The organism is Pseudomonas sp. 3B-A001-10F, assembly GCF_056313565.1.
This window is the reverse complement of sequence record NZ_JBQYFW010000038.1, coordinates 31,787-56,744: the sequence shown is the minus strand read 5'-3', so window position 1 is coordinate 56,744 and position 24,958 is coordinate 31,787. Positions and strand designations below refer to the sequence as shown.

At 59.3% G+C, this 24,958-nt stretch carries 27 protein-coding genes; 19 read left to right on the top strand and 8 right to left on the bottom strand.

Annotation, left to right across the window (positions count from 1 at the left end; all coding sequences use genetic code 11):
* Positions 1-185: 185 nt before the first annotated feature.
* Together AC0ZWN_RS25275 and AC0ZWN_RS25270 are read right to left on the bottom strand one after the other, a co-directional pair.
* A complete protein-coding gene (locus tag AC0ZWN_RS25275; protein WP_099758482.1) occupies positions 186-551 on the bottom strand; it encodes a DUF6124 family protein in 366 nt (121 codons plus the stop codon).
* Between the two features lie 1,057 nt (positions 552-1,608).
* A complete protein-coding gene (locus tag AC0ZWN_RS25270) occupies positions 1,609-2,289 on the bottom strand; it encodes an alpha/beta family hydrolase (RefSeq protein ID WP_476337046.1) in 681 nt (226 codons plus the stop codon).
* 95 nt (positions 2,290-2,384) lie between these two features.
* Between AC0ZWN_RS25270 and ccoN (AC0ZWN_RS25265) the strand changes: the two genes are divergently transcribed.
* The 10 genes from ccoN (AC0ZWN_RS25265) to AC0ZWN_RS25220 all read left to right on the top strand — a co-directional run bounded on the left by ccoN (AC0ZWN_RS25265) (position 2,385) and on the right by AC0ZWN_RS25220 (position 10,487).
* Positions 2,385-3,809, top strand: a complete 1,425-nt coding sequence (gene ccoN, locus AC0ZWN_RS25265; protein ID WP_476337044.1) for a cytochrome-c oxidase, cbb3-type subunit I — start codon at positions 2,385-2,387, stop codon at positions 3,807-3,809.
* Positions 3,810-3,819: 10 nt separating this feature from the next.
* On the top strand, positions 3,820-4,428 hold the full coding sequence (gene ccoO / locus AC0ZWN_RS25260) for a cytochrome-c oxidase, cbb3-type subunit II (RefSeq protein ID WP_003223389.1): 609 nt from the start codon (positions 3,820-3,822) through the stop codon (positions 4,426-4,428).
* Between the two features lie 3 nt (positions 4,429-4,431).
* Positions 4,432-4,629: a cbb3-type cytochrome oxidase subunit 3 gene (locus AC0ZWN_RS25255; protein WP_095124863.1), complete on the top strand. Its 198-nt coding sequence runs from the start codon at positions 4,432-4,434 to the stop codon at positions 4,627-4,629.
* A complete protein-coding gene (ccoP, locus tag AC0ZWN_RS25250) occupies positions 4,626-5,579 on the top strand; it encodes a cytochrome-c oxidase, cbb3-type subunit III (protein WP_476337042.1) in 954 nt (317 codons plus the stop codon). Before AC0ZWN_RS25255 ends, ccoP (AC0ZWN_RS25250) begins: the two co-directional genes overlap by 4 nt.
* 482 nt (positions 5,580-6,061) lie before the next feature.
* Positions 6,062-7,504 carry a cytochrome-c oxidase, cbb3-type subunit I gene (gene ccoN, locus AC0ZWN_RS25245; RefSeq protein ID WP_093431876.1) on the top strand — a complete coding sequence of 481 codons (1,443 nt, stop codon included), beginning with the start codon at positions 6,062-6,064 and terminating at the stop codon, positions 7,502-7,504.
* On the top strand, positions 7,504-8,112 hold the full coding sequence (ccoO, locus tag AC0ZWN_RS25240; RefSeq protein ID WP_095047713.1) for a cytochrome-c oxidase, cbb3-type subunit II: 609 nt from the start codon (positions 7,504-7,506) through the stop codon (positions 8,110-8,112). The genes ccoN (AC0ZWN_RS25245) and ccoO (AC0ZWN_RS25240) overlap by 1 nt, the downstream gene beginning before the upstream one ends.
* Before the next feature lie 5 nt (positions 8,113-8,117).
* Complete coding sequence (locus AC0ZWN_RS25235; protein ID WP_003175465.1) at positions 8,118-8,303, top strand: CcoQ/FixQ family Cbb3-type cytochrome c oxidase assembly chaperone; 186 nt, start codon at positions 8,118-8,120, stop codon at positions 8,301-8,303.
* Positions 8,300-9,283 carry a cytochrome-c oxidase, cbb3-type subunit III gene (gene ccoP / locus AC0ZWN_RS25230; protein ID WP_093431872.1) on the top strand — a complete coding sequence of 328 codons (984 nt, stop codon included), beginning with the start codon at positions 8,300-8,302 and terminating at the stop codon, positions 9,281-9,283. Before AC0ZWN_RS25235 ends, ccoP (AC0ZWN_RS25230) begins: the two co-directional genes overlap by 4 nt.
* 530 nt (positions 9,284-9,813) lie before the next feature.
* Positions 9,814-10,068 (top strand): type II toxin-antitoxin system Phd/YefM family antitoxin, encoded by a 255-nt coding sequence (locus tag AC0ZWN_RS25225; protein WP_191630901.1) that lies wholly within the window; start codon positions 9,814-9,816, stop codon positions 10,066-10,068.
* Positions 10,068-10,487 carry a type II toxin-antitoxin system VapC family toxin gene (locus AC0ZWN_RS25220; protein ID WP_099758478.1) on the top strand — a complete coding sequence of 140 codons (420 nt, stop codon included), beginning with the start codon at positions 10,068-10,070 and terminating at the stop codon, positions 10,485-10,487. Before AC0ZWN_RS25225 ends, AC0ZWN_RS25220 begins: the two co-directional genes overlap by 1 nt.
* Positions 10,488-10,525: 38 nt before the next feature.
* On the opposite strand, the gene AC0ZWN_RS25215 is transcribed toward AC0ZWN_RS25220, so the two are convergent.
* Complete coding sequence (locus tag AC0ZWN_RS25215; RefSeq protein WP_476337039.1) at positions 10,526-11,530, bottom strand: metallophosphoesterase family protein; 1,005 nt, start codon at positions 11,528-11,530, stop codon at positions 10,526-10,528.
* Between the two features lie 270 nt (positions 11,531-11,800).
* On the opposite strand from AC0ZWN_RS25215, the gene AC0ZWN_RS25210 reads away from it, so the two are divergent.
* From AC0ZWN_RS25210 to hemN, 7 genes are all read left to right on the top strand, one after another.
* Entirely contained in the window at positions 11,801-12,118 is a 318-nt protein-coding gene (locus AC0ZWN_RS25210; RefSeq protein WP_139213396.1) for a hypothetical protein, read from the top strand.
* A complete protein-coding gene (gene ccoG / locus AC0ZWN_RS25205) occupies positions 12,118-13,533 on the top strand; it encodes a cytochrome c oxidase accessory protein CcoG (RefSeq protein ID WP_093431860.1) in 1,416 nt (471 codons plus the stop codon). The genes AC0ZWN_RS25210 and ccoG overlap by 1 nt, the downstream gene beginning before the upstream one ends.
* Before the next feature lie 11 nt (positions 13,534-13,544).
* Positions 13,545-14,084 (top strand): FixH family protein, encoded by a 540-nt coding sequence (locus AC0ZWN_RS25200; protein WP_093431857.1) that lies wholly within the window; start codon positions 13,545-13,547, stop codon positions 14,082-14,084.
* Between the two features lie 212 nt (positions 14,085-14,296).
* Entirely contained in the window at positions 14,297-16,747 is a 2,451-nt protein-coding gene (locus tag AC0ZWN_RS25195; RefSeq protein ID WP_476337036.1) for a heavy metal translocating P-type ATPase, read from the top strand.
* A gap of 24 nt (positions 16,748-16,771) precedes the next feature.
* Positions 16,772-16,984, top strand: coding sequence for a cbb3-type cytochrome oxidase assembly protein CcoS (ccoS, locus tag AC0ZWN_RS25190; protein WP_093431851.1), 213 nt, complete (start codon positions 16,772-16,774; stop codon positions 16,982-16,984).
* Positions 16,977-17,660 (top strand): sulfite exporter TauE/SafE family protein, encoded by a 684-nt coding sequence (locus tag AC0ZWN_RS25185; protein WP_476337035.1) that lies wholly within the window; start codon positions 16,977-16,979, stop codon positions 17,658-17,660. Before ccoS ends, AC0ZWN_RS25185 begins: the two co-directional genes overlap by 8 nt.
* A 134-nt stretch (positions 17,661-17,794) precedes the next feature.
* The gene (gene hemN / locus AC0ZWN_RS25180) at positions 17,795-19,177 is read left to right on the top strand and encodes an oxygen-independent coproporphyrinogen III oxidase (RefSeq protein ID WP_476337033.1); all 1,383 of its coding nucleotides are present in this window, start codon (positions 17,795-17,797) and stop codon (positions 19,175-19,177) included.
* Here hemN and AC0ZWN_RS25175 read toward each other — a convergent pair.
* Positions 19,174-19,656, bottom strand: a complete 483-nt coding sequence (locus tag AC0ZWN_RS25175; RefSeq protein ID WP_320414100.1) for a hypothetical protein — start codon at positions 19,654-19,656, stop codon at positions 19,174-19,176. The two genes, hemN and AC0ZWN_RS25175, sit on opposite strands and share 4 nt — an antisense overlap.
* Positions 19,657-19,810: 154 nt before the next feature.
* Here AC0ZWN_RS25175 and fnr point away from each other — a divergent pair, with 154 nt between their 5' ends.
* Positions 19,811-20,545, top strand: a complete 735-nt coding sequence (fnr, locus tag AC0ZWN_RS25170; protein ID WP_007918332.1) for a fumarate/nitrate reduction transcriptional regulator Fnr — start codon at positions 19,811-19,813, stop codon at positions 20,543-20,545.
* Positions 20,546-20,623: 78 nt separating this feature from the next.
* A complete protein-coding gene (locus tag AC0ZWN_RS25165) occupies positions 20,624-21,172 on the top strand; it encodes an adenine phosphoribosyltransferase (RefSeq protein WP_034152844.1) in 549 nt (182 codons plus the stop codon).
* Between the two features lie 110 nt (positions 21,173-21,282).
* On the opposite strand, the gene AC0ZWN_RS25160 is transcribed toward AC0ZWN_RS25165, so the two are convergent.
* The 4 genes from AC0ZWN_RS25160 to AC0ZWN_RS25145 form a co-directional block, all read right to left on the bottom strand.
* Positions 21,283-22,431 carry an acyl-CoA dehydrogenase family protein gene (locus AC0ZWN_RS25160; protein WP_476337032.1) on the bottom strand — a complete coding sequence of 383 codons (1,149 nt, stop codon included), beginning with the start codon at positions 22,429-22,431 and terminating at the stop codon, positions 21,283-21,285.
* A 157-nt stretch (positions 22,432-22,588) separates the two neighbouring features.
* The gene (gene recR / locus AC0ZWN_RS25155; protein ID WP_007918335.1) at positions 22,589-23,191 is read right to left on the bottom strand and encodes a recombination mediator RecR; all 603 of its coding nucleotides are present in this window, start codon (positions 23,189-23,191) and stop codon (positions 22,589-22,591) included.
* Between the two features lie 66 nt (positions 23,192-23,257).
* Positions 23,258-24,292, bottom strand: coding sequence for an NADP-dependent oxidoreductase (locus tag AC0ZWN_RS25150; protein ID WP_476337029.1), 1,035 nt, complete (start codon positions 24,290-24,292; stop codon positions 23,258-23,260).
* 276 nt (positions 24,293-24,568) lie between these two features.
* Complete coding sequence (locus AC0ZWN_RS25145) at positions 24,569-24,907, bottom strand: YbaB/EbfC family nucleoid-associated protein (RefSeq protein WP_016984747.1); 339 nt, start codon at positions 24,905-24,907, stop codon at positions 24,569-24,571.
* Positions 24,908-24,958 lie beyond the last annotated feature (51 nt).

Below are 24,958 nucleotides of genomic sequence, written 5' to 3'. Positions count from 1 at the left end.
TTGATCATCTTCACGACTTGCAGCTTGAAGCTGTCGTCGAATGCCCTGCGTTTTTTAGTCATGAATAACTCCTCGATAGATGTATTTTCCACCTATCGGGGTGTCCGGGGAAATTAGACCACTGCACACCTCGGTCAGTCCCCTCTACCTCTGGGAGAGGGTTAGGGTGAGGGCCGGCCCAATAACTACTGAGGCAGCTTCAATTTATCCAGCAGTCGATTGACCAACAGCTCGTTGAGCATGATCACCTGTTGCAGCGCCAGCAGCGGTTTGCGCTCCGGGCCGCCTATTGAGTTGGCGATGTTGCCGGCCATGGCATGGGCGTATGAAAGCGACTCGCTAGCCTCGACCAGCAGGGTTTCGTCATCCAGCGTGGGGTCGACGAGATAGACCGGACGAAACTTGGGCGAGCTCGGCGGAGCACCCAGTGCTTCGGGTCTGAGGTAATAGTCGAGGGCGCGGTCGGTTGCTTCTTTGATCTTTTGCGGGCTAAGCGCGGGGTCGTGAGGGATTGGGTCTGTGGGTGGTGGATTTGGTGTGATTTTGAACATAGATAAAGCTCCAATTTGAAAAAACGGGAGCCATCACCCTCGCTACCAAACGGCGGGTGGCGGCCATGCGCGGGTTGGTAGACCGGTCAAATTGGGTAACCCGGCGCTCACAGAGGAGCCCCACGCATGCCCACCATACAAAGCCATATCTCAAAAAAGGAGACAGCATCGACAGTGTCGCAACAACGACAATTTAAGACGGGCTACCAAACCCGATCACTGTTTTTCAGTGACAAGGAAACGATATAGCCCGGCCTGTAGTCGTGTAAGCCGGCGGATTCTGGCGTACGCGTAGGTAACGGCGCAAGGTGTTGTAGGCCTGATGGCGTAACGGTTCGTGTACTTTAAACGCGTTCACAAAATCATGTTTGCGCACAGGAAATGCTGGGCAGTGCGCGCTTCCAGTTTTTTATCGTGTCAGCAGAATCGCCCCTCACCCTAGCCCTCTCCCCGAGGGAGAGGGGACTGACCGCGGTGTTTGGGAGAGGTACGCCGACGTGCAATAGCGCGTTGAACTCAGGCTTTGAAAAGCCCAAAAATCGGCTCCCTCTCCCTCGGGAGAGGGCTGGGGTGAGGGGCGAGAACACCACAAAAACCAAAGCCAAGCGCTCCGTGCTCTTCACCACTCAATAGGCCGAGTGTCAGCTCGCCTGCTTTTGATCTTGATCCACGAGCGACGTCGGAAGGCTGAGTGGAGGGATTGATCCGGGCGTGGGAGCGCAGCGACCGTTTGGCGTAGCCAAACACAGCGGGAGTAGGTGCAGCGAAGCAAACCGGAGACGCTGCGCCCGGATCGATCCCGCAGCGAAGGAACCCCGAGCCTTAGCGAGCGGGCCGGACGTAGGAGCAAGCGTTTTTGGTTACTTTTTAGGCGTTTGTAAAAAGTGACCCGCCGTAAGGGCGGAACCCTAAGTAGCCGTTACCGCAGCAACGGATATATACCCAAAAAATATGTCGTAGCTGAAATCGATCCCCCTCACCCCAGCCCTCTCCCCCATGGGGGCGAGGGGGAAAGGGAGCAGATCTTCATGCAGTTCAAAATCTCAGCCCAGCTCGGTCAGTGGCTGAGAAACTCGGCTATTTTCTGCGCAGCGCTGGCCAAATGCTGTTCATGGGTAAACCCGGAAACCTTTAATGGCTTGAGGTCATGATCCCCGGCCGCGAGCCACGCCACCTCAATACTCGGTGACAAGGTGTAAGCCTCAACCGCCTCCCGATTACCCAGCGCATCCCGCTCCCCCTGCACAATCAAAGTCCGCGTCTGCAAAGAAGCCAAATGCTCAACCCGTGGTTTCTCCGGCTTCCCCACCGCATAAAACGGATACCCCAGACACACCAGCGCATCAGCCCCCAACTCATCAGCCAGCAGACTCGCCATCCGCCCGCCCATGGACTTGCCACCAATGGCCAAAACCCCAGCGACATGACGTCGCACTTCAGCAAACACCTCACGCCAACATTCCTGCAGTTTCGCAGCAGGATTCGGCGGCCGCTTTACCCCATCCACCCGCCGCTGCGCCATATACGCAAACTCAAACCGCAACACGCTCACACCCAGTGCAGCAAGGCGCCCAGCCATATCGTTCATCCAGTCACTGTCCATCGGCGCACCAGCACCGTGGGCAAGGATCAACGTCGCTGAAGCCTCACCACTGGCGGCGTTCCAAAGCCATCCATGATCGAGCACGCACTGCGCCCATTGATCCCCGTCAATACTGGCCTTGTGCTGTTTGTCCATGCTTGCCTCGCTTTTAGTCTGCCTATAACTCCAGACGAAGGATTCGCCGCGTGTCTTGCGCGCGCTCACTTCGGCTGAACCGTGGATGGGGAACCATGAACACTTCTATCAGTACCGCCTACAACTACAAGGTGGTCCGCCAATTCGCCATTATGACGGTGGTGTGGGGCATCGTCGGCATGGGCCTCGGGGTTTTTCTCGCGGCCCAATTGGTCTGGCCCGAACTCAACTTCAATTTGCCCTGGACCAGTTTCGGCCGTCTGCGCCCGCTGCACACCAACGCGGTAATCTTCGCGTTCGGTGGCTGTGCGCTGTTCGCCAGTTCGTTTTACTCGGTGCAACGCACCTGCCAGACACAACTGTTTGCGCCGAAAATCGCCGCGTTCTGCTTCTGGGGCTGGCAACTGGTGATCCTGCTGGCGGCGATCAGCCTGCCACTGGGTTACACCAGTTCCAAGGAATACGCCGAGCTGGAATGGCCGATCGACATCCTGATCACCATCGTCTGGGTCGCCTACGCCATCGTGTTCTTCGGCACGATCATGCAGCGCAAGACCAAGCACATCTACGTGGGCAACTGGTTCTTCGGCGCGTTCATCATCACCGTGGCGATTCTGCACATCGTCAACAACCTTGAGTTGCCGGTGAGTTTCACCAAGTCCTACTCGGTGTACGCCGGTGCAACCGACGCGATGGTGCAATGGTGGTACGGCCACAACGCCGTAGGCTTTTTCCTCACCGCCGGTTTCCTCGGGATGATGTACTACTTCGTGCCGAAACAGGCCGAGCGTCCGGTGTATTCGTATCGCCTGTCGATCGTGCACTTCTGGGCCTTGATCACCCTGTACATCTGGGCCGGCCCGCACCACTTGCACTACACCGCGCTGCCGGACTGGGCACAGTCGCTGGGCATGGTGATGTCGCTGATTCTGCTGGCACCGAGCTGGGGCGGCATGATCAACGGCATGATGACCCTCTCGGGCGCCTGGCATAAGTTGCGCAGCGACCCGATCCTGCGCTTCCTTGTGGTCTCGCTGGCGTTCTACGGCATGTCGACCTTCGAAGGTCCGATGATGGCGATCAAGACCGTCAACGCCCTCTCCCACTACACCGACTGGACCATCGGCCACGTACATGCCGGCGCCCTCGGCTGGGTGGCGATGATCTCGATCGGCGCGCTGTACCACATGATCCCGAAAATCTTCGGCAAGGCGCAGATGCAAAGCGTCGGTTTGATCAACGCGCACTTCTGGCTCGCGACCATCGGCACCGTGCTCTACATCGCGTCGATGTGGGTCAACGGCATCGCCCAAGGCTTGATGTGGCGCGCGGTAAACGAGGACGGCACGCTGACCTACTCCTTCGTCGAAACCCTGGTGGCCAGCCACCCAGGCTTCGTCGTGCGGCTGATTGGTGGCGCGATCTTCCTCAGCGGCATGTTCCTGATGGCTTACAACACCTGGCGCACCGTGCGGGCCTCGCAGCCTGCTGACGTCGTTGCTGCCGCGCAGATGGCCTGAGGAGTCCGCCATGAAACACGAAACGATTGAAAAGAACGTCGGCCTGTTGATGTTGCTCATGGTCTTTGCCGTGAGCATCGGCGGCCTGACCCAGATCGTCCCGCTGTTCTTCCAGGACGTCACCAACAAACCGGTGGAAGGCATGAAGCCCTACACCGCGCTGCAACTGGAAGGCCGCGACATCTACATCCGCGAAGGCTGCGTCGGTTGCCACTCGCAGATGATCCGCCCGTTCCGCGCCGAAACCGAGCGCTACGGGCACTACTCGGTTGCGGGCGAAAGCGTGTGGGATCACCCGTTCCTGTGGGGTTCGAAACGTACCGGTCCGGACCTCGCCCGGGTCGGCGCGCGTTACTCGGATGACTGGCACCGCGCGCACTTGTACAACCCGCGCAACGTCGTACCGGAATCGAAAATGCCGGCCTATCCGTGGCTGGTCACGCAAGCGGTAGACAGCAGCCACACCGAAACCAAGCTCAAGACCATGCGCACCCTCGGCGTGCCGTACACCGACGACGACATCAGCGGCGCGGTGGCCAGCCTCAAGGGCAAGACCGAAATGGACGCCCTCGTCTCCTACCTGCAAGTGCTCGGCACTGCGATCAAGAGCAAGAGGTGAGCCATGGTCATTGAAATGAGCACAGGGCTGATCCGTGGTTTAGGCACCGTTGTCGTGTTTGTAGCGTTCGTCGGTTTGACCTTGTGGGTATTCAACCGCAAGCGCACCCCGGAATTCGCCGAAGCGCGTCTGCTGCCGTTCGCCGACGAGCCGCAACCCGACACAACCCCAGTAAATGAGACAAGGAGTACCCGGCCATGACCACCTTCTGGAGTACGTGGATCTGCGTACTGACCATCGGCAGCCTGATCGGCCTGACGTGGCTGCTGATCGGCACGCGCCGGGGCGAGACCAAGGGCAGCGTAGACCAGACCATGGGCCACAGCTTCGACGGCATCGAGGAGTACGACAACCCGCTGCCGCAGTGGTGGTTCATGCTGTTCGCCGGCACGCTGGTGTTTTCCGTGGGCTATCTGATCCTCTATCCGGGCCTGGGCAACTGGAAAGGCATCCTGCCGTGTTACGAGGATGGCTGGACCGGCGTGCACGAGTGGGAAAAGGAAATGAACAAGGCCGACGCCAAATTCGGGCCGATCTTCGCCAAGTTCGCCGCCATGCCGCTGGAAGAAGTGGCGAAGGATCCGCAGGCGCTGAAGATGGGTGGCCGCCTGTTCGCCTCCAACTGCTCGGTGTGCCACGGCTCAGACGCCAAAGGCGCGTTCGGTTTCCCTAACCTCGCCGACAGCGACTGGCGCTGGGGTGGCGACGCCGACACCATCAAGACCACCATCATGGGTGGCCGGATGGCGGCAATGCCGGCCTGGGGCGAAGTGTTGGGCGAAGCCGGGGTGAAAAACGTCGCGGCGTACGTCCGTCACGAACTGGCCGGTTTGCCATTGCCAGCCGACAACAAGGCTGACCTGCAAGCCGGACAGCAAGCGTTCAGCACTACTTGCGTGGCCTGTCATGGGGCGACCGGCCAAGGTACTGAAGCCATGGGCGCGCCGAATCTGACGCACCCGGCCGGGTTTATCTATGGCACCAGCCTGACCCAACTCGAGCAGACCATTCGCCATGGTCGCCAGGGTCACATGCCAGCGCAGAACGAACTGCTGGGCAACGATAAAGTGCAATTGCTTGCCGCTTATGTGTACAGCCTGTCACACGGATTGAATACAGAAAAGCTGATTACTGAAGACAACAAAAAGTAATCATTGCGTACACCTCTGCCGCACCATTCTCGGTGCGGCAGCATCCAGCCCCTTTGCGACGCATTGTCGCACCCCTTCACACCCTCTCCTTTCGGTTCCTCTGATTCGGGTCTACGCTTGCTCGATGCGGACTGGCTTGTGCCGGTTCCAGGTCAACGCTGACTGCTGTGTTCCGCGAACCGGCTGACTGATGTGGCCGCAAACGCCGGTAGATACCGGCTGTCGTGCCATTTACCGTCCGTCACCCGAACTGAGCGTTTGAACACACCCCGTTACAAGCGACCTGAACCCCTCGCTTTTTTCGTCCGCTGCGACATTTTGTCCGAGGCCAATTTTGTCCTTACGCGGCGCATGGAAAGGCCGCAGAATCAGCGTTGGAAAGCATTGACCCAGGTCATGGCGCGTTGCAATGACCCCCTGCTCTCTGCATACTTGCGGCCGATTTTAATCCTAATAAAACACCCAAACCGTGGAACCTTAGAATGAGCACAGCAATCAGTCCGACTGCTTATAACTATAAGGTAGTCCGCCAGTTCGCCATCATGACGGTGGTCTGGGGGATCCTTGGCATGGGGCTCGGTGTCTTCATCGCCTCGCAACTGGTCTGGCCGGAGTTGAACTTCGGTCTGCCGTGGACGAGCTTTGGACGCCTGCGCCCGTTGCACACAAACCTGGTGATTTTCGCCTTCGGTGGTTGTGCACTGTTTGCCACTTCCTACTATGTCGTGCAGCGAACCTGCCAGACGCGACTGATTTCCGACAGCCTCGCCGCCTTCACCTTCTGGGGCTGGCAAGCGGTGATCGTCGGCGCGATCATTACCTTGCCGCTGGGTTACACCACCACCAAGGAATACGCGGAACTGGAATGGCCACTGGCTATTCTGCTGGCGATTGTCTGGGTCACCTACGGTCTGGTGTTCTTCGGCACCATTACCAAGCGCAAAACCAAGCACATTTATGTGGGTAACTGGTTCTACGGTGCGTTCATCGTGGTCACGGCGATGCTGCACATCGTCAACCACGCCTCGCTGCCGGTGAGCTTCTTCAAGTCCTACTCCGCCTACTCCGGCGCGACCGATGCGATGATCCAGTGGTGGTACGGCCACAACGCGGTGGGCTTCTTCCTGACCACCGGTTTCCTCGGGATGATGTACTACTTCGTGCCGAAACAGGCCGAGCGTCCGATCTACTCCTATCGCCTGTCGATCGTGCACTTCTGGGCGCTGATCACCCTGTACATCTGGGCCGGTCCGCACCACCTGCACTACACCGCACTGCCGGATTGGGCACAATCGCTGGGCATGGCGATGTCGATCATCCTCCTGGCGCCAAGCTGGGGCGGCATGATCAACGGCATGATGACCCTGTCGGGCGCCTGGCATAAGTTGCGCACCGACCCGATCCTGCGCTTCCTCGTGGTTTCGCTGGCGTTCTACGGCATGTCGACCTTCGAAGGGCCGATGATGGCGATCAAGACCGTCAACTCGCTCTCGCACTACACCGACTGGACCATTGGCCACGTACACGCTGGCGCTCTCGGCTGGGTAGCGATGATCTCGATCGGCGCGATCTACCACATGATCCCGCGCCTGTTCGGCCGTGCGCAGATGCACAGTGTCGGCCTGATCAACGCGCACTTCTGGCTCGCGACCATCGGCACCGTGCTCTACATCGCTTCGATGTGGGTCAACGGCATCACGCAGGGCCTGATGTGGCGTGCAATCAACGACGACGGCACCCTCACCTACTCGTTCGTTGAAGCGCTGCAAGCCAGCCACCCGGGCTACATCGTCCGTGCCCTGGGCGGTGCTTTCTTCGCCAGCGGCATGTTCCTGATGGCTTACAACGTCTGGCGCACCGTGCGCGCCTCGAACCCGGCTGAAGCCGAAGCCGCTGCCCAGATCGCTGTCGTTGGAGCTCACTGATGAAGCATGAAGCTGTCGAGAAGAATATTGGCCTGCTGGCCTTCTTCATGGTCATCGCCGTCAGCGTTGGCGGCCTGACCCAAATCGTTCCGCTGTTTTTCCAGGACGTCACCAACAAGCCGGTCGAAGGCATGAAGCCGCGTTCGGCGCTGGAACTGGAAGGCCGCGACGTTTACATCGCCAACGGCTGTGTCGGCTGCCACTCGCAGATGATCCGTCCGTTCCGTGCCGAAACCGAACGCTATGGGCACTACTCGGTCGCCGGTGAAAGCGTCTGGGATCACCCGTTCCTGTGGGGTTCCAAACGTACCGGGCCAGATCTGGCCCGTGTTGGCGGTCGTTACTCCGATGACTGGCAGCGTGCGCACTTGTACAACCCGCGCAACGTCGTGCCTGAGTCGAAAATGCCGGCTTACCCGTTCCTCGTAGAAAACAAGCTCGACGGCAAAGACACTGCCAAGAAAATGGAAGTGTTGCGCACGCTCGGCGTTCCTTACACCGACGAAGACATCGCCGGGGCCAAGGATGCCGTGAAGGGCAAAACCGAAATGGACGCGCTGGTGGCCTATCTGCAAGGCCTGGGCACCATCATCAAAAGCAAACGGTGATCTAGATGGATATCGGGATGATTCGTGGCCTGGGCACCGTTGTCGTGATGGTGGCCTTCATCGGTCTGGCGTTGTGGGTGTTCAGCCCCAAGCGCAAGTCGGAGTTTGAAGACGCGACCTTGTTGCCTTTTGCGGATGATCCCGAAGCCATCAAGCACGTCGAGCAAGCTTCTAGGAGTAACAAAGAATGACTACATTCTGGAGTCTGTACGTCACAGTCCTCAGTCTCGGTACGATCTTTTCCCTGACCTGGCTGCTGCTGTCGACCCGCAAGGGCCAGCGCAGCGAACAGACGGACGAGACGGTCGGGCACTCTTTCGACGGGATCGAGGAGTACGACAACCCACTGCCGAAATGGTGGTTCATGCTGTTTGTCGGCACCATCATTTTTGCCTTGGGTTACCTGGTGCTGTACCCGGGCCTGGGCAACTGGAAAGGCCTGCTGCCGGGCTACAACTACCTCGATAACGACAAGCAGACCGCGTTCGCCAATGGCCAGACCGGCTGGACCGGCGTGCACGAGTGGGAAAAGGAAATGGCCCGCTCGGACGCCAAGTTCGGTCCGATCTTCGCCAAGTTCGCCGCCATGCCAATCGAAGAAGTGGCCAAGGATCCGCAAGCACTGAAAATGGGTGGCCGTCTGTTCGCCTCCAACTGCTCGGTGTGCCACGGTTCCGACGCCAAGGGCGCCTACGGTTTCCCTAACCTGACCGACGCCGACTGGCGCTGGGGCGGCGAGCCGGAAACCATCAAGACCACCATCATGGGCGGTCGTCACGCAGTGATGCCGGCCTGGGCTGAAGTCATCGGTGAGCAAGGTGTTGCCGACGTAGCAGCATTCGTTGTGACCAACCTGGATGGCCGCAAACTGCCGGAAGGCACCAAGGCTGACCCGGCCAACGGCGGCAAACTGTTCGCCGCCAACTGCGTGGCCTGCCACGGTCCGGCCGGCAAAGGCACCCCCGCCATGGGCGCGCCTGACCTGACCCATCCGGGTGCGTTCATCTACGGTTCGAGCTTCGCGCAACTGCAGCAGACCATCCGTTACGGCCGTCAGGGCCAGATGCCTGCGCAGGAACAACTGCAAGGCAACGACAAGGTGCACCTGCTGGCGGCATATGTTTACAGCCTGTCCCACGGTGAAAAAGCACCCGAAGCGAACGCCGAGTAAGGCCAGCGCTTGAAGTACAAAAGGCCCCGCCAATGTTGATTGGCGGGGCCTTTTTTCATGCTGGCATTCATGCCTTGAGACATATGCTCAATAGACCTGAGCAGCACTGCCCTGTAGGTTTTTCCCACCCCGATGAACAGCATCGGGTCAACCTTCAAGGATGAAGCCTACATGTCAAAGAATGACGAAACCACACTGCCAAAACGTTTGCAGTCCCTCCATGATCATGAAGCAACGCTGGGGAATAGGCCTGTGGCACCCGCACGCTCACCCTCACCAAACCCCGTAGGTTGCCCAGGTAACAGCGGCGGTCTGGACGGTCTTGGCGGCGGCAGATTGCCCTGACAGGGGGCAGCAAAACACAGCGAATTTACGTCCAATATCCTGCGCCCCTGCCCTTTGGCCGGGGCGCTTTCGCCGGTGCCGTTATGACAGTGATAAACCGATCGTCCGCAACCCACCTTTTCGATTGCTGGGCAAACCCAAAAGTAGTAACGTTTCTACACCAGGATCACCGGAGGCCGAACATGATGGCCATCACGACCATTTCCAGCCGCGAATTCAACCAGGACACCAGTGCTGCCAAAAAAGCCGCGCATCAGGGCCCGGTCATCATTACCGATCGTGGCAAGCCTGCCCATGTACTGCTGAGCATCGAGGAATACCAGAAACTGACCGGTAGCCAGACCAGCATCGTCGATCTGCTGGTCATGCCGAATGCGCCTGACATCGAATTCGAACCCGAGCGCGCCGTCATCACTCCTCGCAGCGTGGACCTGTCCTGATGTTTCTACTGGATACCAATGTAGTTTCCGAACTGCGAAAACCCCAGGCCGACAAGCAGGTGGTGACATGGGCAAACAGCGTCGCCCCGGCCAGCCTGTATTTATCGGCCATCACTGTGCTGGAGCTGGAAACCGGCATTCTGCGTATCGAACGCCGCGACCCGCCACAAGGAGGGATGCTGCGCAACTGGCTCGAGCGTCATGTCAAACCCGCATTCTCGGGAAGAATCCTCTCGGTCGATAGCGCCGTCGCTAGCCGATGCGCACAGCTGCATGTGCCTGATCGCAGCAATGAATGCGACGCTTTGATCGCCGCCACCGCGCTTGTTCATGGGCTGACGCTGGTCACCCGTAATGTTGCCGACTTCCAACTCAGCGGCGTTCATCTGATCAATCCATGGAACGCTGCCAATCACTGATCGTACAAAGCCCCGCCTAATCACTGGCGGGGCTTTTTTTATGGGCGCTTGGCGAAGATTGAATGCACCGGCGTCGTATCGATCAGCGTTCGATTGCGCCACTGATTGTTCTTCACCAGATAGACCTGCAACTGCTTGCGGTCCTCGGTGAAACTGGCAATCAGATAGGTTTGCTGAGACGTACTGCCGCTCAGGTAGATGGGTACGCTACCCTCCCAATAAGCATCACCTCCATCCTTATGCAAATGGCCGGCAAAGATCGCCGTCACTTGATATTTATTGACCATATCGGTGAAGCGTTTCTGTTGCGCTTGGGTCCCCTGGTGGCGCAACGGTTTATGCATATTGATGATGATGGCGTACCCCGAGGCTCGCGCCAGTCTGAGGTCCGTCTCGAGCCAGTCGAGCGCATCGTTGATTTCAAATGTCGTCGGGTTCAATGGATGAGCAATCCGGGTGGTATACGTCGGTTCGTTATTGAGTTGAACCATATGAACTTCGCCGATGTTTTTTGAATAGGCGAGACTGCCAGAGTACTTTTTACTGAGAAACCCACTGGTGATTTTCAGATCAAAGCTGTCGACTTTACCCTCATGGTGCTCTTTGAACTCGACAATACTTCCCGCCGCACAGCTATTACTAAAACAATCATCAACATTGTTTTCATAATCGTGATTACCCAAGCCGTATAAATACTCACCTTTGAAGTGCTTGGTCAGTAAATCCTTCATGAACGAACGCTGCCAGCCATGACCAAAAGCGGTTATATCGCCATTGATCATCAAAGGCACCTGGGCTTGAGAGCCGTGCTGATTTCTGAACTCGGCAATACTCCCAAGCTGAGTATCAACCAGCCATTTCGAACGAACATCGAATTCGGCGTCGGATTCGGATTCGCGATCATCGGTCTTGTCGGTCCAGGGATATTGAGTATCCGAGGCAAAAACCATGTGTTTCGGTGTTCCGGTTATAGCCTGCGCCGATACACCCGTCGCCCACAAACACACACCCAGCACAACGCTTGCAAACTTGTTAAAAGCCATACATTAAATTCCGTTTAAAGTAATCAATCAGACGCGAACTTTTCGCGCAAACAGAACTTATTCGAAAAAACAGAAAACTTCAAAGCACTCATAAAGAACAATCAATTGGATTTATTTCAGAGGCACTAGCCGCACAACTTGAATAACCTGCAGAGCACTGAAAATAAACATGACAAGTTCAATTCAACCTAGCGTGGCCCACGCAAAACCACATTCAAAGTTTTCTTTCAGGACAGACACGCGTCGAGTTTTGCAAAGGAAACCCTGAACGTGACGCCATTCGTGCGTGCGTCCAATCTGACCAGACTTTTTTATGAAACTCGCAATGACCGCAGCGGCGGACTGTTCTCCCATGGAAACAATGAATTAGCCCTCAAGCCAAAACCGTCCATACTCAACAAGTCAATTGACCTGCATCATGCTTTGCTGCATTCGCTACACCATTCAGGTTTTTTACCCAACGCGACCAAAGGTCGCACCCTTGATCCAGAGCGACCGGCGTATCATTGCGCCACTGCAACACCCCTTTCTGACCTGGGTTGGCACGTATCGACCGAGGCATTTTTCCACTGCCGTGGGATGCAATGATGAGCAACCAGATTCCGGTACACGACGTCACACCACCGAGCAAAAACGCGAACAACAGCGTTGACCTTTACGCCTCTCGAGAAAAAATCTACACCCGCGCGTTCACCGGCCTGTTCCGCAATCTGCGGATGATGGGCGGTGCGGCATTGTTCCTGCTGTATTTCGGTACGGTGTGGCTGAACTGGGGCGGTCATCAGGCCGTGTGGTGGAACCTGCCGGAGCGCAAGTTCTTCATCTTCGGCGCCACTTTCTGGCCACAGGATTTCATTCTGCTCTCGGGCCTGTTGATCATTGCCGCGTTCGGCCTGTTCTTCATTACCGTGTACGCCGGCCGGGTCTGGTGCGGCTACACCTGTCCGCAAAGTGTGTGGACGTGGATTTTCATGTGGTGCGAGAAGGTCACCGAAGGCGACCGCAATCAGCGCATCAAGCTCGACAAGACGCCGATGAGCACCAACAAATTCGCGCGCAAATTCGCCAAACACGCGCTCTGGCTGTTGATCGGTTTTGTCACCGGCATGACCTTCGTTGGCTACTTCTCGCCGATCCGTGAACTGGTCTTCGAATTCTTCACCGGTCAGGCCGATGGCTGGTCGTATTTCTGGGTCGGTTTCTTCACCCTCGCCACTTACGGCAACGCCGGTTGGCTGCGTGAGCAGGTGTGCATTTACATGTGCCCGTACGCACGCTTCCAGAGCGTGATGTTCGACAAGGACACGCTGATCGTCTCCTACGACCCGCGTCGCGGCGAAAGCCGTGGCCCGCGCAAGAAAGGCGTCGATTACAAGGCCCAGGGGCTGGGCGATTGCATCGATTGCACCATGTGCGTTCAGGTGTGCCCGACCGGCATCGACATCCGCGACGGCCTGCAGATCGAGTGCATTGGCTGCGCGGCCTGCATCGACGCCTGCGACAGCATCATGGACAAGATGGATTACCCGCGCGGGCTGATCAGCTACACCACCGAACACAACCTGTCCGGGCAGAAAACCCATAAACTGCGGCCACGCCTGATCGGCTATGCCGTAGTGTTGCTGGCGATGATCAGCCTGTTGGTCACTGCATTCGTGATGCGCTCGCTGGTCGGCTTCGACGTTAGCAAGGACCGCGTGCTGTACCGCGAAAACGCCGAAGGCCGGATCGAAAACGTCTACAGCCTGAAGATCATGAACAAGGATCAGCGCGACCACACTTACGTGCTGGAAGCCGCGGGCCTGCCCGACCTGCGCCTGCAAGGCAAACGCGAGATCAAAGTCGCGGCCGGCGACATCGTCAGCATGCCGGTCGAGTTGTCGAGCGCACCGGAGCAACTGCCATCGAGCACCAACGAGGTGAAATTCATCCTCAAGGATGCCGATGACGACAGCGTCCACGTTGAAGCCAAGAGCCGATTCATCGGCCCACAAATCCGTTGAGAGAACTGAACATGCCCGCAGCAAACGCCGCAAGTCCCTGGTACAAGCACCTTTGGCCATGGATCATCATCGGGATTCTGGCCTGTTCGGTGACCCTGACCCTGTCCATGGTGACCATTGCGGTGAACAACCCGGACAACCTGGTCAACGACAACTACTACGAGGCCGGCAAAGGCATCAACCGTTCGCTGGACCGTGAACTGTTGGCACAGACTCTGAAAATGCGCGCCGCTGTGCATCTGGATGACGTGACCGGTGAAGTTGATTTGCGCTTGAGCGGTGACAGTCAGCCAAAGACCCTGGAGCTGAACCTGATTTCACCGACGCAGCCGGAGAAGGATCGCAAGATTGTCCTGACCCGCAGCGAGACTGAAACCGGGCGTTACATCGGTCAATTGGGTGACAAAGTTGAAGGTCGCCGGTTTGTCGAGTTGCTGGGCAGTCAGGATGATCACGTCTGGCGGATGTTCGAGGAAGAATTGGTTAACCATGACAAGGATCTGCTGCTGGGTGATGAACCGCTGCAAGGTGCCGAAGACTTGAAGAAGTAAACAACTTCAAAAGCCCCCTCACCCTAGCCCTCTCCCCCTGGAGAGGGAACTGATCTCGAGCGTTTGCACGTTTTGTGTATGACAGTAAAGATCCAGCCGACTGAACCAGTTTTTCCGGCTCACACCGATCGGCTCCCTCTCCCTCCGGGAGAGGGCTGGGGTGAGGGCAAGCGGACAACCCCAATGCAAGGGCTTAACCCCTCAACGATGCCATGACCACCCCACTCCCCTGCTATCACTGCGCCCTGCCGGTCCCGTCCGGCAGCCGCTTCACTGCCGTCGTACTCGGGCAATCCCGCGAATTCTGCTGCCCGGGCTGTCAGGCCGTGGCCGAAGCCATCGTCGCCGGCGGCCTGGAAAGCTATTACCAACACCGCAGCGAAGCCTCGGCCAACCCCGAAGCATTGCCGGTGCAATTGGTCGATGAGCTGGCCCTGTACGACCGCGCCGATGTGCAGCAACCCTTCGTCCGCCATGAAGGCGAACTGGCTGAAACCACCCTGTTGATGGAAGGCATCAGTTGTGCCGCCTGCGGCTGGCTGATCGAAAAACACCTGCGCACGCTGCCCGCCGTGGCCGAAGCGCGGCTGAACCTGTCCAACCATCGCCTGCATGTGCGCTGGGCCGACGCGCAATTACCGCTGAGCCAAGTACTCGCCGAACTGCGCCACATCGGCTACGCCGCCCACCCGTATCAGGCCGATCGCGCCAGCGAACAACTGGCCAGCGAAAACCGCCTGGCCCTGCGTCAGCTCGGCGTCGCCGGGCTGCTGTGGTTCCAGGCGATGATGGCGACCATGGCCACCTGGCCGGAATTCAACATCGACCTCAGCCCCGAGCTGCACACGATCCTGCGCTGGGTCGCGCTGTTCCTGACCACACCGATCGTGTTCTACAGCTGCGCGCCGTTCTTCAAAGGCGCGATGCGCGATCTGCGCACACGCCACCTGACCATGGATGTCTCGGTGTCGCTGGCGATCGGCAGTGCCTACATTGCCGGGATCTGGACCTCGATCACCGGGGTCGGCGAGTTGTATTTCGACGCGGTGGGGATGTTTGCACTGTTCCTGCTCGCCGGCCGCTATCTCGAACGCCGTGCCCGCGAACGCACCGCTGCCGCCACCGCGCAATTGGTCAATCTGTTGCCTGCCTCCTGCCTGCGCCTTGATGCAGCCGGCCAGAGCGAACGCATCCTGCTCAGCGAACTGCGCCTCGGCGAGCGGATTCTGGTGCAGGCCGGCTCGATTCTGCCGGCGGACGGCAAGATCATCGACGGCCAATCGAGCATCGACGAATCGCTGCTCACCGGCGAATACCTGCCGCAACCGCGTACCCTCGGCGACACGGTCACTGCCGGCACGCTCAATGTCGAAGGCGCGTTGACCGTGGAAGTTCAGGCGCTGGGCCAAGACACGCGCCTGTCGGCCATCGTCCGTCTGCTCGACCGCGCCCAGGCGGAAAAACCGCGACTGGCGGAAATCGCCGACCGCGCCGCGCAATGGTTTTTGCTGTTATCACTGATTGCCGCCGCGGCCATCGGCCTGCTCTGGTGGGAGCTGGATTCATCGCGCGCATTCTGGATTGTCCTCGCCATGCTCGTTGCGACCTGCCCGTGCGCGCTGTCGCTGGCGACACCGACCGCGCTCACCGCAGCCACCGGGACATTGCACAAACTCGGTTTGCTGCTGACCCGTGGTCACGTGCTGGAAGGCTTGAATCAAATCGACACGGTGATCTTCGACAAGACCGGCACCCTCACCGAAGGCCGACTGGTGCTGCGCTCGATTCGCCCGCTCGGCGCGCGCGACAGCGATGAATGCCTGAGCCTTGCCGCCGCACTGGAAAACCGTTCGGAACACCCGATTGCCCGCGCCTTCGGCCGTGCGCCGCTGGCCGCGGAAGAAGTCCACAGCACACCGGGGCTTGGCCTCGAAGGCTTGGTGGGCGGACAGCGTTTGCGCATCGGCCAGGCAGAATTTGTCTGCGCCCTCAGCGGTGCGAACGTGCCCGGCATGCCGAACGAGGCCGGCCAATGGTTGCTGCTCGGCGACACTCAAGGGCCACTGGCGTGGTTCGTTCTCGACGACCGCTTGCGTGACGACGCCCCCGCGCTGCTCGTCGCGTGCAAGGCACGTGGCTGGCGTACGCTGCTGTTGTCCGGCGACAGCTCGCCAATGGTCGCCAGTGTAGCGGCGGAATTGGGCATTGATGAAGCTCGTGGCGGTTTGCGCCCGGACGACAAACTGCAAGTCCTGCAACAGCTGCACCGGGAAGGTCGCAAAGTGCTGATGCTCGGCGATGGCGTCAATGACGTGCCGGTACTCGCTGCGGCCGACATCAGTGTGGCCATGGGGTCGGCCACCGATCTGGCGAAAACCAGTGCCGATGCGGTGTTGCTGTCCAACCGCCTCGACGCCTTGGTCCAAGCCTTCACGCTCGCGCGGCGGACCCGTCGGGTAATCATCGAGAACCTGCTGTGGGCGGCGCTGTACAATGGCCTCATGTTGCCGTTCGCCGCCCTCGGCTGGATCACGCCGGTGTGGGCCGCCGTTGGTATGTCGATCAGTTCATTGACCGTGGTGCTCAATGCCCTGCGCCTGACTCGTCTGCCGAGTCCGCCGCCCGCCAGCACCCGATCGCACACCCGCCCGCTGCCGGCCTGAGCCGCGCGGGCACCTGGAGTACAGATGCCAGCTCTCTACGTGATGATCCCGGCCGCCCTGCTGATCGTGGCCATCGCCGTTTACATCTTTTTCTGGGCGGTGGACAGCGGTCAGTACGACGACCTCGACGGACCGGCGCACAGCATCCTGTTCGATGATCAGGATCCGAACCACACCGCCGCCGTGGACGAAGCCAACCCCGACAAACCGGACGACAAGGCCCCACCTCATGCTTGAACTGGCGCCCTTGCTGGTATCGGCATTGATCCTCGGCCTGCTCGGTGGCGGTCATTGCCTGGGCATGTGCGGCGGTTTGATGGGCGCGCTGACCCTGGCGATTCCCAAGGAACAGCGCAGCCGGCGTTTCCGCTTGTTGCTGGCGTATAACCTTGGGCGGATTCTCAGTTATGCCACGGCTGGTTTGTTGATCGGTCTGGCCGGATGGGCTGTCGCCAACAGTCCGGCCGCGCTGTTCATGCGCGTGCTGGCTGGATTGCTACTGATCGCCATGGGTTTGTATCTGGCCGGATGGTGGAGCGGGCTGACGCGCATTGAAAGTTTGGGGCGCGGGCTGTGGCACTACATTCAGCCGGTGGCCAATCGCTTGTTGCCAGTATCGAGTCTGCCCCGCGCATTGCTGCTTGGCGCATTGTGGGGCTGGCTGCCGTGCGGGCTGGTTTACAGCACGTTGCTGTGGTCGGCGAGTCAGGGCAATGCGCTGGACAGTGCGTTGTTGATGCTCGCGTTTGGCCTCGGCACCTGGCCGGTGCTACTCGCCACGGGCCTCGCGGCAGAACGCGTGACTGCCATTTTGCGCAAACGCAGCGTGCGCATGGCGGGTGGATTGCTGGTAATTCTGTTTGGCATCTGGACATTGCCGGGGCCGCATCAGCATTGGTTGATGGGCCATTAGATCGGCGGCGCAGCCTGCTCGCGAAGAGGCCCGCACTAACACCACACCTCTCCCCGTTGATGCAAATCAACAGCGCCACCACCGCCCCCCGATAGACTCGCTCACACTGCCAGCCTATCCGGGGGAATGCCCGCATGCTCGACGCCATTCGTTGGGACTCTGATCTGATCCACCGCTACGACCTGGCGGGGCCGCGCTACACCTCGTATCCGACGGCCGTGCAATTTCACAGTCAGGTCGGCACCTTCGACCTGTTTCATGCCCTGCGCGACAGCCGCAAGGCCCTGCGCCCGTTGTCGTTGTATGTGCATGTGCCGTTCTGCGCGAACATTTGCTACTACTGCGCCTGCAACAAAGTCATCACCAAGGATCGTGGTCGCGCCCTGCCCTACCTGCAGCGGCTGGAGCAGGAAATCCAGTTGATCGCCTGCCACCTCGACCCGGCGCAGAAGGTCGAACAACTGCACTTCGGTGGCGGCACGCCGACCTTTCTCAGCCACGACGAGCTGCGCCAGTTGATGGCGCACCTGCGCAAGCATTTCAATCTGCTGGAGGACGACTCCGGCGATTACGGCATCGAGATCGACCCGCGCGAAGCCGACTGGTCGACCATGGGCCTGCTGCGCGAACTGGGTTTCAACCGGGTCAGCATCGGCCTGCAAGACCTTGATCCGGCGGTGCAGCGCGCGGTCAATCGCCTGCAAAGTCTGGAAGAAACCCGCGCGGTGATCGATGCCGCGCGTACCCTGCAGTTCCGCTCGATCAATATCGACTTGATCTACGGCTTGCCCAAACAGACCCCGGAAAATTTCGCCCACACCGTTGAAGAAGTCATCAGCCTGCAACCGGACCGGCTCTCGGTGTTCAACTATGCGCACCTGCCCGAGCGTTTCATGCCGCAGCGACGGATCAATGGCAATGAGTTACCGGCGCCCGCGCAGAAACTGGAAATGCTCGAACACACCATCGAACAGCTCACCGCCGCCGGCTATCGCTACATCGGCATGGATCACTTCGCCCTGCCCGATGACGAGTTGGCGATTGCTCAGGAAGAAGAAACCCTGCAACGCAACTTCCAGGGTTACACCACTCACGGCCATTGCGACCTGATCGGGTTGGGCGTTTCGGCTATCAGCCAGATCGGCGACCTGTATTGCCAGAACAGCAGCGATCTCAACGAGTACCAGAACACCCTCGCCGCCGCACAACTCGCGACCAGCCGGGGCCTGGTGTGTAACGCCGATGATCGCTTGCGCCGAGCGGTGATTCAGCAACTGATCTGCAATTTCAGCCTGGAATTCGCCGCGATCGAGCAGCAGTTCAACATCGATTTTCAGGGCTATTTCGGCGCGCTGTGGCCGCAGTTGCAAGGCATGGCCAGTGATGGCCTGATCGCGCTGGATCGCGAGCGGATCGCCGTGTTGCCGGCGGGTCGTCTGCTGGTGCGCTCGGTGTGCATGGTGTTCGATGCCTACCTGGAACAGCAGAACCGCCAGCGTTTTTCGCGGGTGATTTAGTTTTTCGTCAACAACGAACCGACGCTCAGGTTCTGATCCGCGGTCAACCCGGACTGCCCGACCACTTTGGACAAAGCCAGATTGGCCGTGATCAGGCCGGTATTCAACGCGGCGATAGCGCCTCGCAGCGCGGCAGCCTTGATGATTTTTTCTTCGTTGGAAAGGCGCTTGTCGGCCATGACCGCTTCGATGAGTGCCTTTTTCTCGGCAATCTGTTTTTGCAGTTTGCGGATCATCTTCAGCAATTGCTGGATGTTCTCGGGCAGGCCACTGTTCTCGATGTCGCTGTTTTCGCCACCGGCACTGGCGGATTTTGCAATCGATGCACCGGACAGCGACACTTTGACGCCCTCGACCAAGGTCGGGGTTGCCTCATCGGACGAACCTGGGTTGTGTGCATTGCCGGACGCAACTTTAAACGCTTCCGGCGTTGCCGCAACGTCGCTGCTAGCGGGGCCCAGCGTACCAATGGCGGCCATCGAATCGTTCCTTGTATGCACTTTGATACCTGTTTATCGGCTGCTGGCCCTGTGGCTTTATGGCTGTAGGGCAAAGTCGCCCCAGACTGGCCTGAATGTCCTCCCGTGAGTTACCCTTACGGCTTATGTGTGTTTTCCCACAAGGATCCAAGAAATGTCCGAGCCAGTTAAACTGCGCGCTCACAACCAGGCCCATTGCAAGGATTGCAGCCTGGCCCCTCTCTGCCTGCCACTTTCTCTGAATCTGGAAGACATGGATGCGCTGGACGAAATCGTTAAACGCGGCCGCCCGCTGAAAAAGGGCGAGTTCCTGTTCCGCCAGGGCGACACGTTCGATTCCGTTTATGCAGTACGCTCCGGCGCCCTGAAGACCTTCAGCCTCAGCGACAGCGGCGAAGAGCAGTTGACGGGTTTCCACCTGCCGAGCGAACTGGTCGGCCTGTCCGGCATGGACACCGAGAAACACCCGGTCTCCGCCCAAGCACTGGAAACCACTTCGGTCTGCGAAATCCCTTTTGAACGTCTCGACGAACTGGCCCTGCAACTGCCGCAGCTACGCCGCCAGTTGATGCGCGTCATGAGCCGGGAAATCCGCGACGACCAGCAAATGATGTTGCTGCTGTCGAAAAAAACCGCCGACGAGCGCATCGCTACCTTCCTGGTCAACCTCTCGGCCCGCTTCCGCGCTCGCGGATTTTCGGCCAACCAGTTCCGCCTGAGCATGTCGCGCAATGAAATCGGTAACTACCTCGGTCTGGCGGTGGAAACCGTGTCCCGGGTCTTCACCCGTTTTCAGCAGAACGAACTGATCGCCGCCGAGGGCAAAGAGATTCACATCCTCGACCCGATCCAGCTCTGCGCGCTGGCCGGTGGCTCGATCGAAGGCTGATCTCGATCCGCGGTTGAGCGAAGCGTTTCAGCCGCGGGTATACTGCGCCGTTTGCAGCCTTGCCAGGACACCTCGACGATGGTCTTCGACTCCTTCGACATCAAATCGCTTATCCGCCCTGTGATCGACTTCCCGAAACCGGGCGTGATCTTTCGCGACATCACCCCGCTGTTTCAGTCGCCGACGGCTCTGCGCCTGGTGATGGACAGTTTCGCCCACCGCTACGTCGAAGCTGATTTCACCCACATCGGCGCGATGGATGCCCGTGGCTTCCTGATCGGCTCGGTGTTGGCCTATCAGTTGAACAAGCCGCTGGTGCTGTTCCGCAAGCAAGGCAAACTGCCGGCGGACGTACTGGCCGAAGGTTACGCAACCGAGTACGGCGAAGCGTTCCTGGAAGTGCACGCCGACAGCCTGTGTGAAGGCGATTCGGTGGTGATGTTCGATGATTTGATTGCCACGGGCGGGACGTTGATCGCAGCAGCCAACCTGATTCGCCGCATGGGCGCGCGGGTGCATGAGGCGGCGGCGATTATTGATTTGCCGGAGCTGGGTGGTTCGCAGCGTCTTGAGGACATGGGCATTCCTAGCTTCTGCCTGACGCAGTTTGCCCTGACTGATAAATAAGTAGCGCCCTCCCGGACGCTTTCGCGAGCAAGCTCGCTCCCACAAGGGAACGCATTCCAACTGTGGGAGCGAGCTTGCTCGCGAAGGGTCCGGCAGCCTCACGCCGAAACCTAAAGCCCCATCTGCTTGCTAATGATCTCGTTCATCACTTCCCGCGTCCCGCCGCCAATCGACAGAATGCGGTTATCCCGATACAGCCGCTCCACCAGACTTTCGCGCATATAACCCAGCCCACCAAGAATCTGCACTGCCTCGGTGGTGATCCGGTCCGAGGTGTCCGTGGCAAAGTTCTTCGCCATGGAGATTTCCTTGATCACACTCTGCCCCGCCGCCATCTTCGCCGCTTGCCGGTAAGTAAATTCGCGTGAGACTTCCAGCGCAGTCGCCATTTCGGCGAGGCGATGCTTGATCACCTGAAATTTGCCGATCGGCTTGCCAAACGCCTCGCGCTCGCGCGCCCACTTCAGGCTTTGCTCCAGCGCAAGCTGTGAGGTCATGTTGGCCATCAGCGCCAACGCCAGCCGTTCGCTCTGGAAGTTGCCCATGATGCAGGCGAAGCCCATGTTCTCGGCGCCGATCAGGTTTTCTGCAGGCACGCGGCAATCGTCGAAGAACAACTCAGCCGTGTCCGACGCCCACCAACCCATTTTTTTCAACTGACGGCCAACGGTGAAGCCCGGCGTACCCTTCTCGATCAGCAGCAGACTGATGCCGCCAAACCCCGGCGCACCGGTGCGTACCGCGACGGTGTAGAAATCGGCGCGCACGCCACTGGTGATAAAGGTTTTACTGCCGCTGACGCGATAGACATCGCCGTCACGCACCGCGCGGGTTTGCAGGTTGGCGACGTCGGAGCCACCGCCGGGTTCGGTGACGGCCAGCGCGCTGATCCTTTCGCCGCTGAGCACTTGCGGTACAACGCGATCTCGCACTTCGGGGCGCGCCCATTTGACGATCGGTGGCAGGCCGATATCCAGCGACCCCAGCCCCGCTACCAGGCCGCCAGAGCCGCAGCGCATCAACTCCTCACTGGCGGCGACCTTGGCGAACAGATCGCCTGCATGGCTGCCTCCAAGCGTTTCCGGATAACCGATGCCGAGGATGCCTGCCGCGCCAGCCTTCCGGTACAGCTCGCGGGGGAAACTTTCGGCTTCTTCCCACTGATCGATGTCCGGCAGGATCTCGCGTTCTACGAAACGTCTGACGCTGTCGCGGACCAATTGGTGGCTGGGGTCGAAGTATTCCTGAAAGGCAGGCATGGGCGAGCTCCACGGAAGGGTTCGCCGAACTTAACCGAGCGCTTGCTTGGTTTACAAGATGCAGAAGATCAAAAGATCGCAGCCTTCGGCAGCTCCTACATTGGAAATACGCGTTTCCATGTAGGAGCTGCCGAAGGCTGCGATCTTTTGATTTTTATCAGAGAGAGATGGGTTTACGCCCGGCAAACGAATGCGCCAGCGTGCCGCCATCGACCAGCTCAAGTTCACCACCCAACGGCACGCCGTGGGCAATGCGAGAGGCGATCAGGCCTTTGTTGCTCAACAGTTGAGCAATGTAATGCGCCGTCGCTTCACCTTCCACGGTCGGGTTGGTCGCGAGGATGACTTCGGTAAACGTGCCCGCCTCTTCGATCCGCGTCATCAACTGCGGAATGCCGATCGCCTCAGGCCCCAGGCCATCGAGCGGCGACAAATGCCCCTTGAGCACAAAGTAGCGGCCACGGAAACCGGTCTGCTCGACCGCATACACATCCATCGGCCCTTCCACCACGCACAGCAACGTGTCGTCACGGCGGGTATCGGCGCATTGCGGGCACAGATCGTCTTCGGTCAGCGTGCGGCACTGACGGCAGTGACCGACCCCTTCCATGGCCTGGCTGAGGGCCTGGGCCAGGCGCAAGCCGCCGCTGCGGTCACGCTCGAGCATCTGCAACGCCATGCGCTGGGCGGTTTTCTGCCCCACGCCCGGCAAAGTGCGCAAGGCGTCGATCAGTTGGCGAATCAAAGGGCTGAAGCTCATGGGTAAAAAGTCCGACAAAACAACGAGACGCGGTTTATACCCGCGCCTCTGGCCAGCGTCAAATACTCAGTCCTGGGCGACCTTCACTACCAGTTTGCCGAAGTTGCGCCCCTCGAGCAGACCGATAAACGCCTCGGGCGCCTGCTCGAGGCCTTCGACCACGTCCTCGCGGAATTTCACCTTGCCATCGCGTACCCACGGCACCATGTGGCTGATGAACTCCGGCTGACGATCACCGTAGTCGTCGAACACGATGAAGCCCTGAATGCGCACGCGCTTGGTCAGCAGCGTGCGTTGCAGCATCGGCAGGCGATCCGGGCCTTTTGGCGTTTCGGAGGCGTTGTATCCGGCGATCAGGCCGCACAGCGGAATGCGCGCCTTGGGGTTGAGCAACGGCACCACGGCATCGAACACATGACCACCGACGTTCTCGTAATAGATGTCGATGCCATCGGGGCAGGCCTTGGCCAATTGCTCGGCAAAATCGGGCGCCTTGTGATCGATGCAGGCATCGAAACCCAACTCTTCGACCACGTACTTGCACTTATCAGCACCGCCGGCCACGCCGACCGAGCGCATGCCTTTGATCTTTGCCACCTGGCCGACCACCGAGCCCACCGCGCCGGAAGCCGCAGCGACGACTAGCGTATCGCCTTCTTTAGGCTGACCGATGTCCATCAAGCCCATGTACGCGGTCATGCCGGGCATGCCCAACACACCCAGCGCCATCGACGGGCTCGGCAACCCGGCCGGGATCGGCATGATGTCACGGCCATCGCTGATGCTGTGGCTCTGCCAACCGGTCGCGCCGACCACCAGATCGCCTTTATGGAATTTCGGATGACGTGAATCCTCGACACGGCTGACCGCGCCGCCGGTCATCACTTCACCGATTTGTACCGGCGCGGCGTAGGACGGTGCGTCGCTCATGCGCCCGCGCATGTAGGGATCGAGGGACAGGTACAGGGTTTTCAACAATACCTGACCGTCCTGCAGATCCGGCAAGGCTTCGCGTTCGAGGCGGAAGTTTTCCGGGGTCGGCGCGCCAACCGGACGCGAGGCGAGGACGAAGCGTTGGTTGAGCGTGAGAGAGTCGGACATGTCAGCGTCTCCTGTGAAGGGTTAATTCAGCGGGTATAGGGAGCAGACCGTTGAGGCTTTTGCACGTTCGATGTTTATTCAGTTGGCCGGGATTGATCGTTCCCATGCTCCGCGTGGGAATGCCGCAACGGACGCTCCGCGTTCGGCTCTGGACTTGGAACACGGAGCGTCCCGGGCTGCATTCCCACGCAGAGCGTGGGAACGATCGGCCAGAAACAAAAATGCCAGGCGCAATGCCTGGCATTTTGTGTAGCTCATCTGCCGCCGGTTGGCGAATCAGAATGGCAGTTTCATACCGGCTGGCAGGTTCATGCCAGCGGTCATGTTGCCCATTTTGTCCTGGCTGTTCTTTTCGATCTTGCGCACTGCGTCGTTGACGGCGGAGGCGATGACCGCTTCCAGCATTTCTTTGTCATCTTCGCTCATGCCTTCAACCAGGCTTGGGTCGATGCTCACGCTTTTGACGTCGTGGCGACCGGTCATCACCACGGTGACCATATCGCCGCCGGCCTTACCGGTGACTTCGGCGTTGGCCAGTTCTTCCTGCATCTTGGCCATTTTTTCCTGCATCTGCTGTGCCTGCTTCATCAGGCCGGCCATGCCACCTTTCATCATGGGAATCACCTCAAAAGTACTTGGATCAAAACAGCGCCCGGCCAGCGAGGC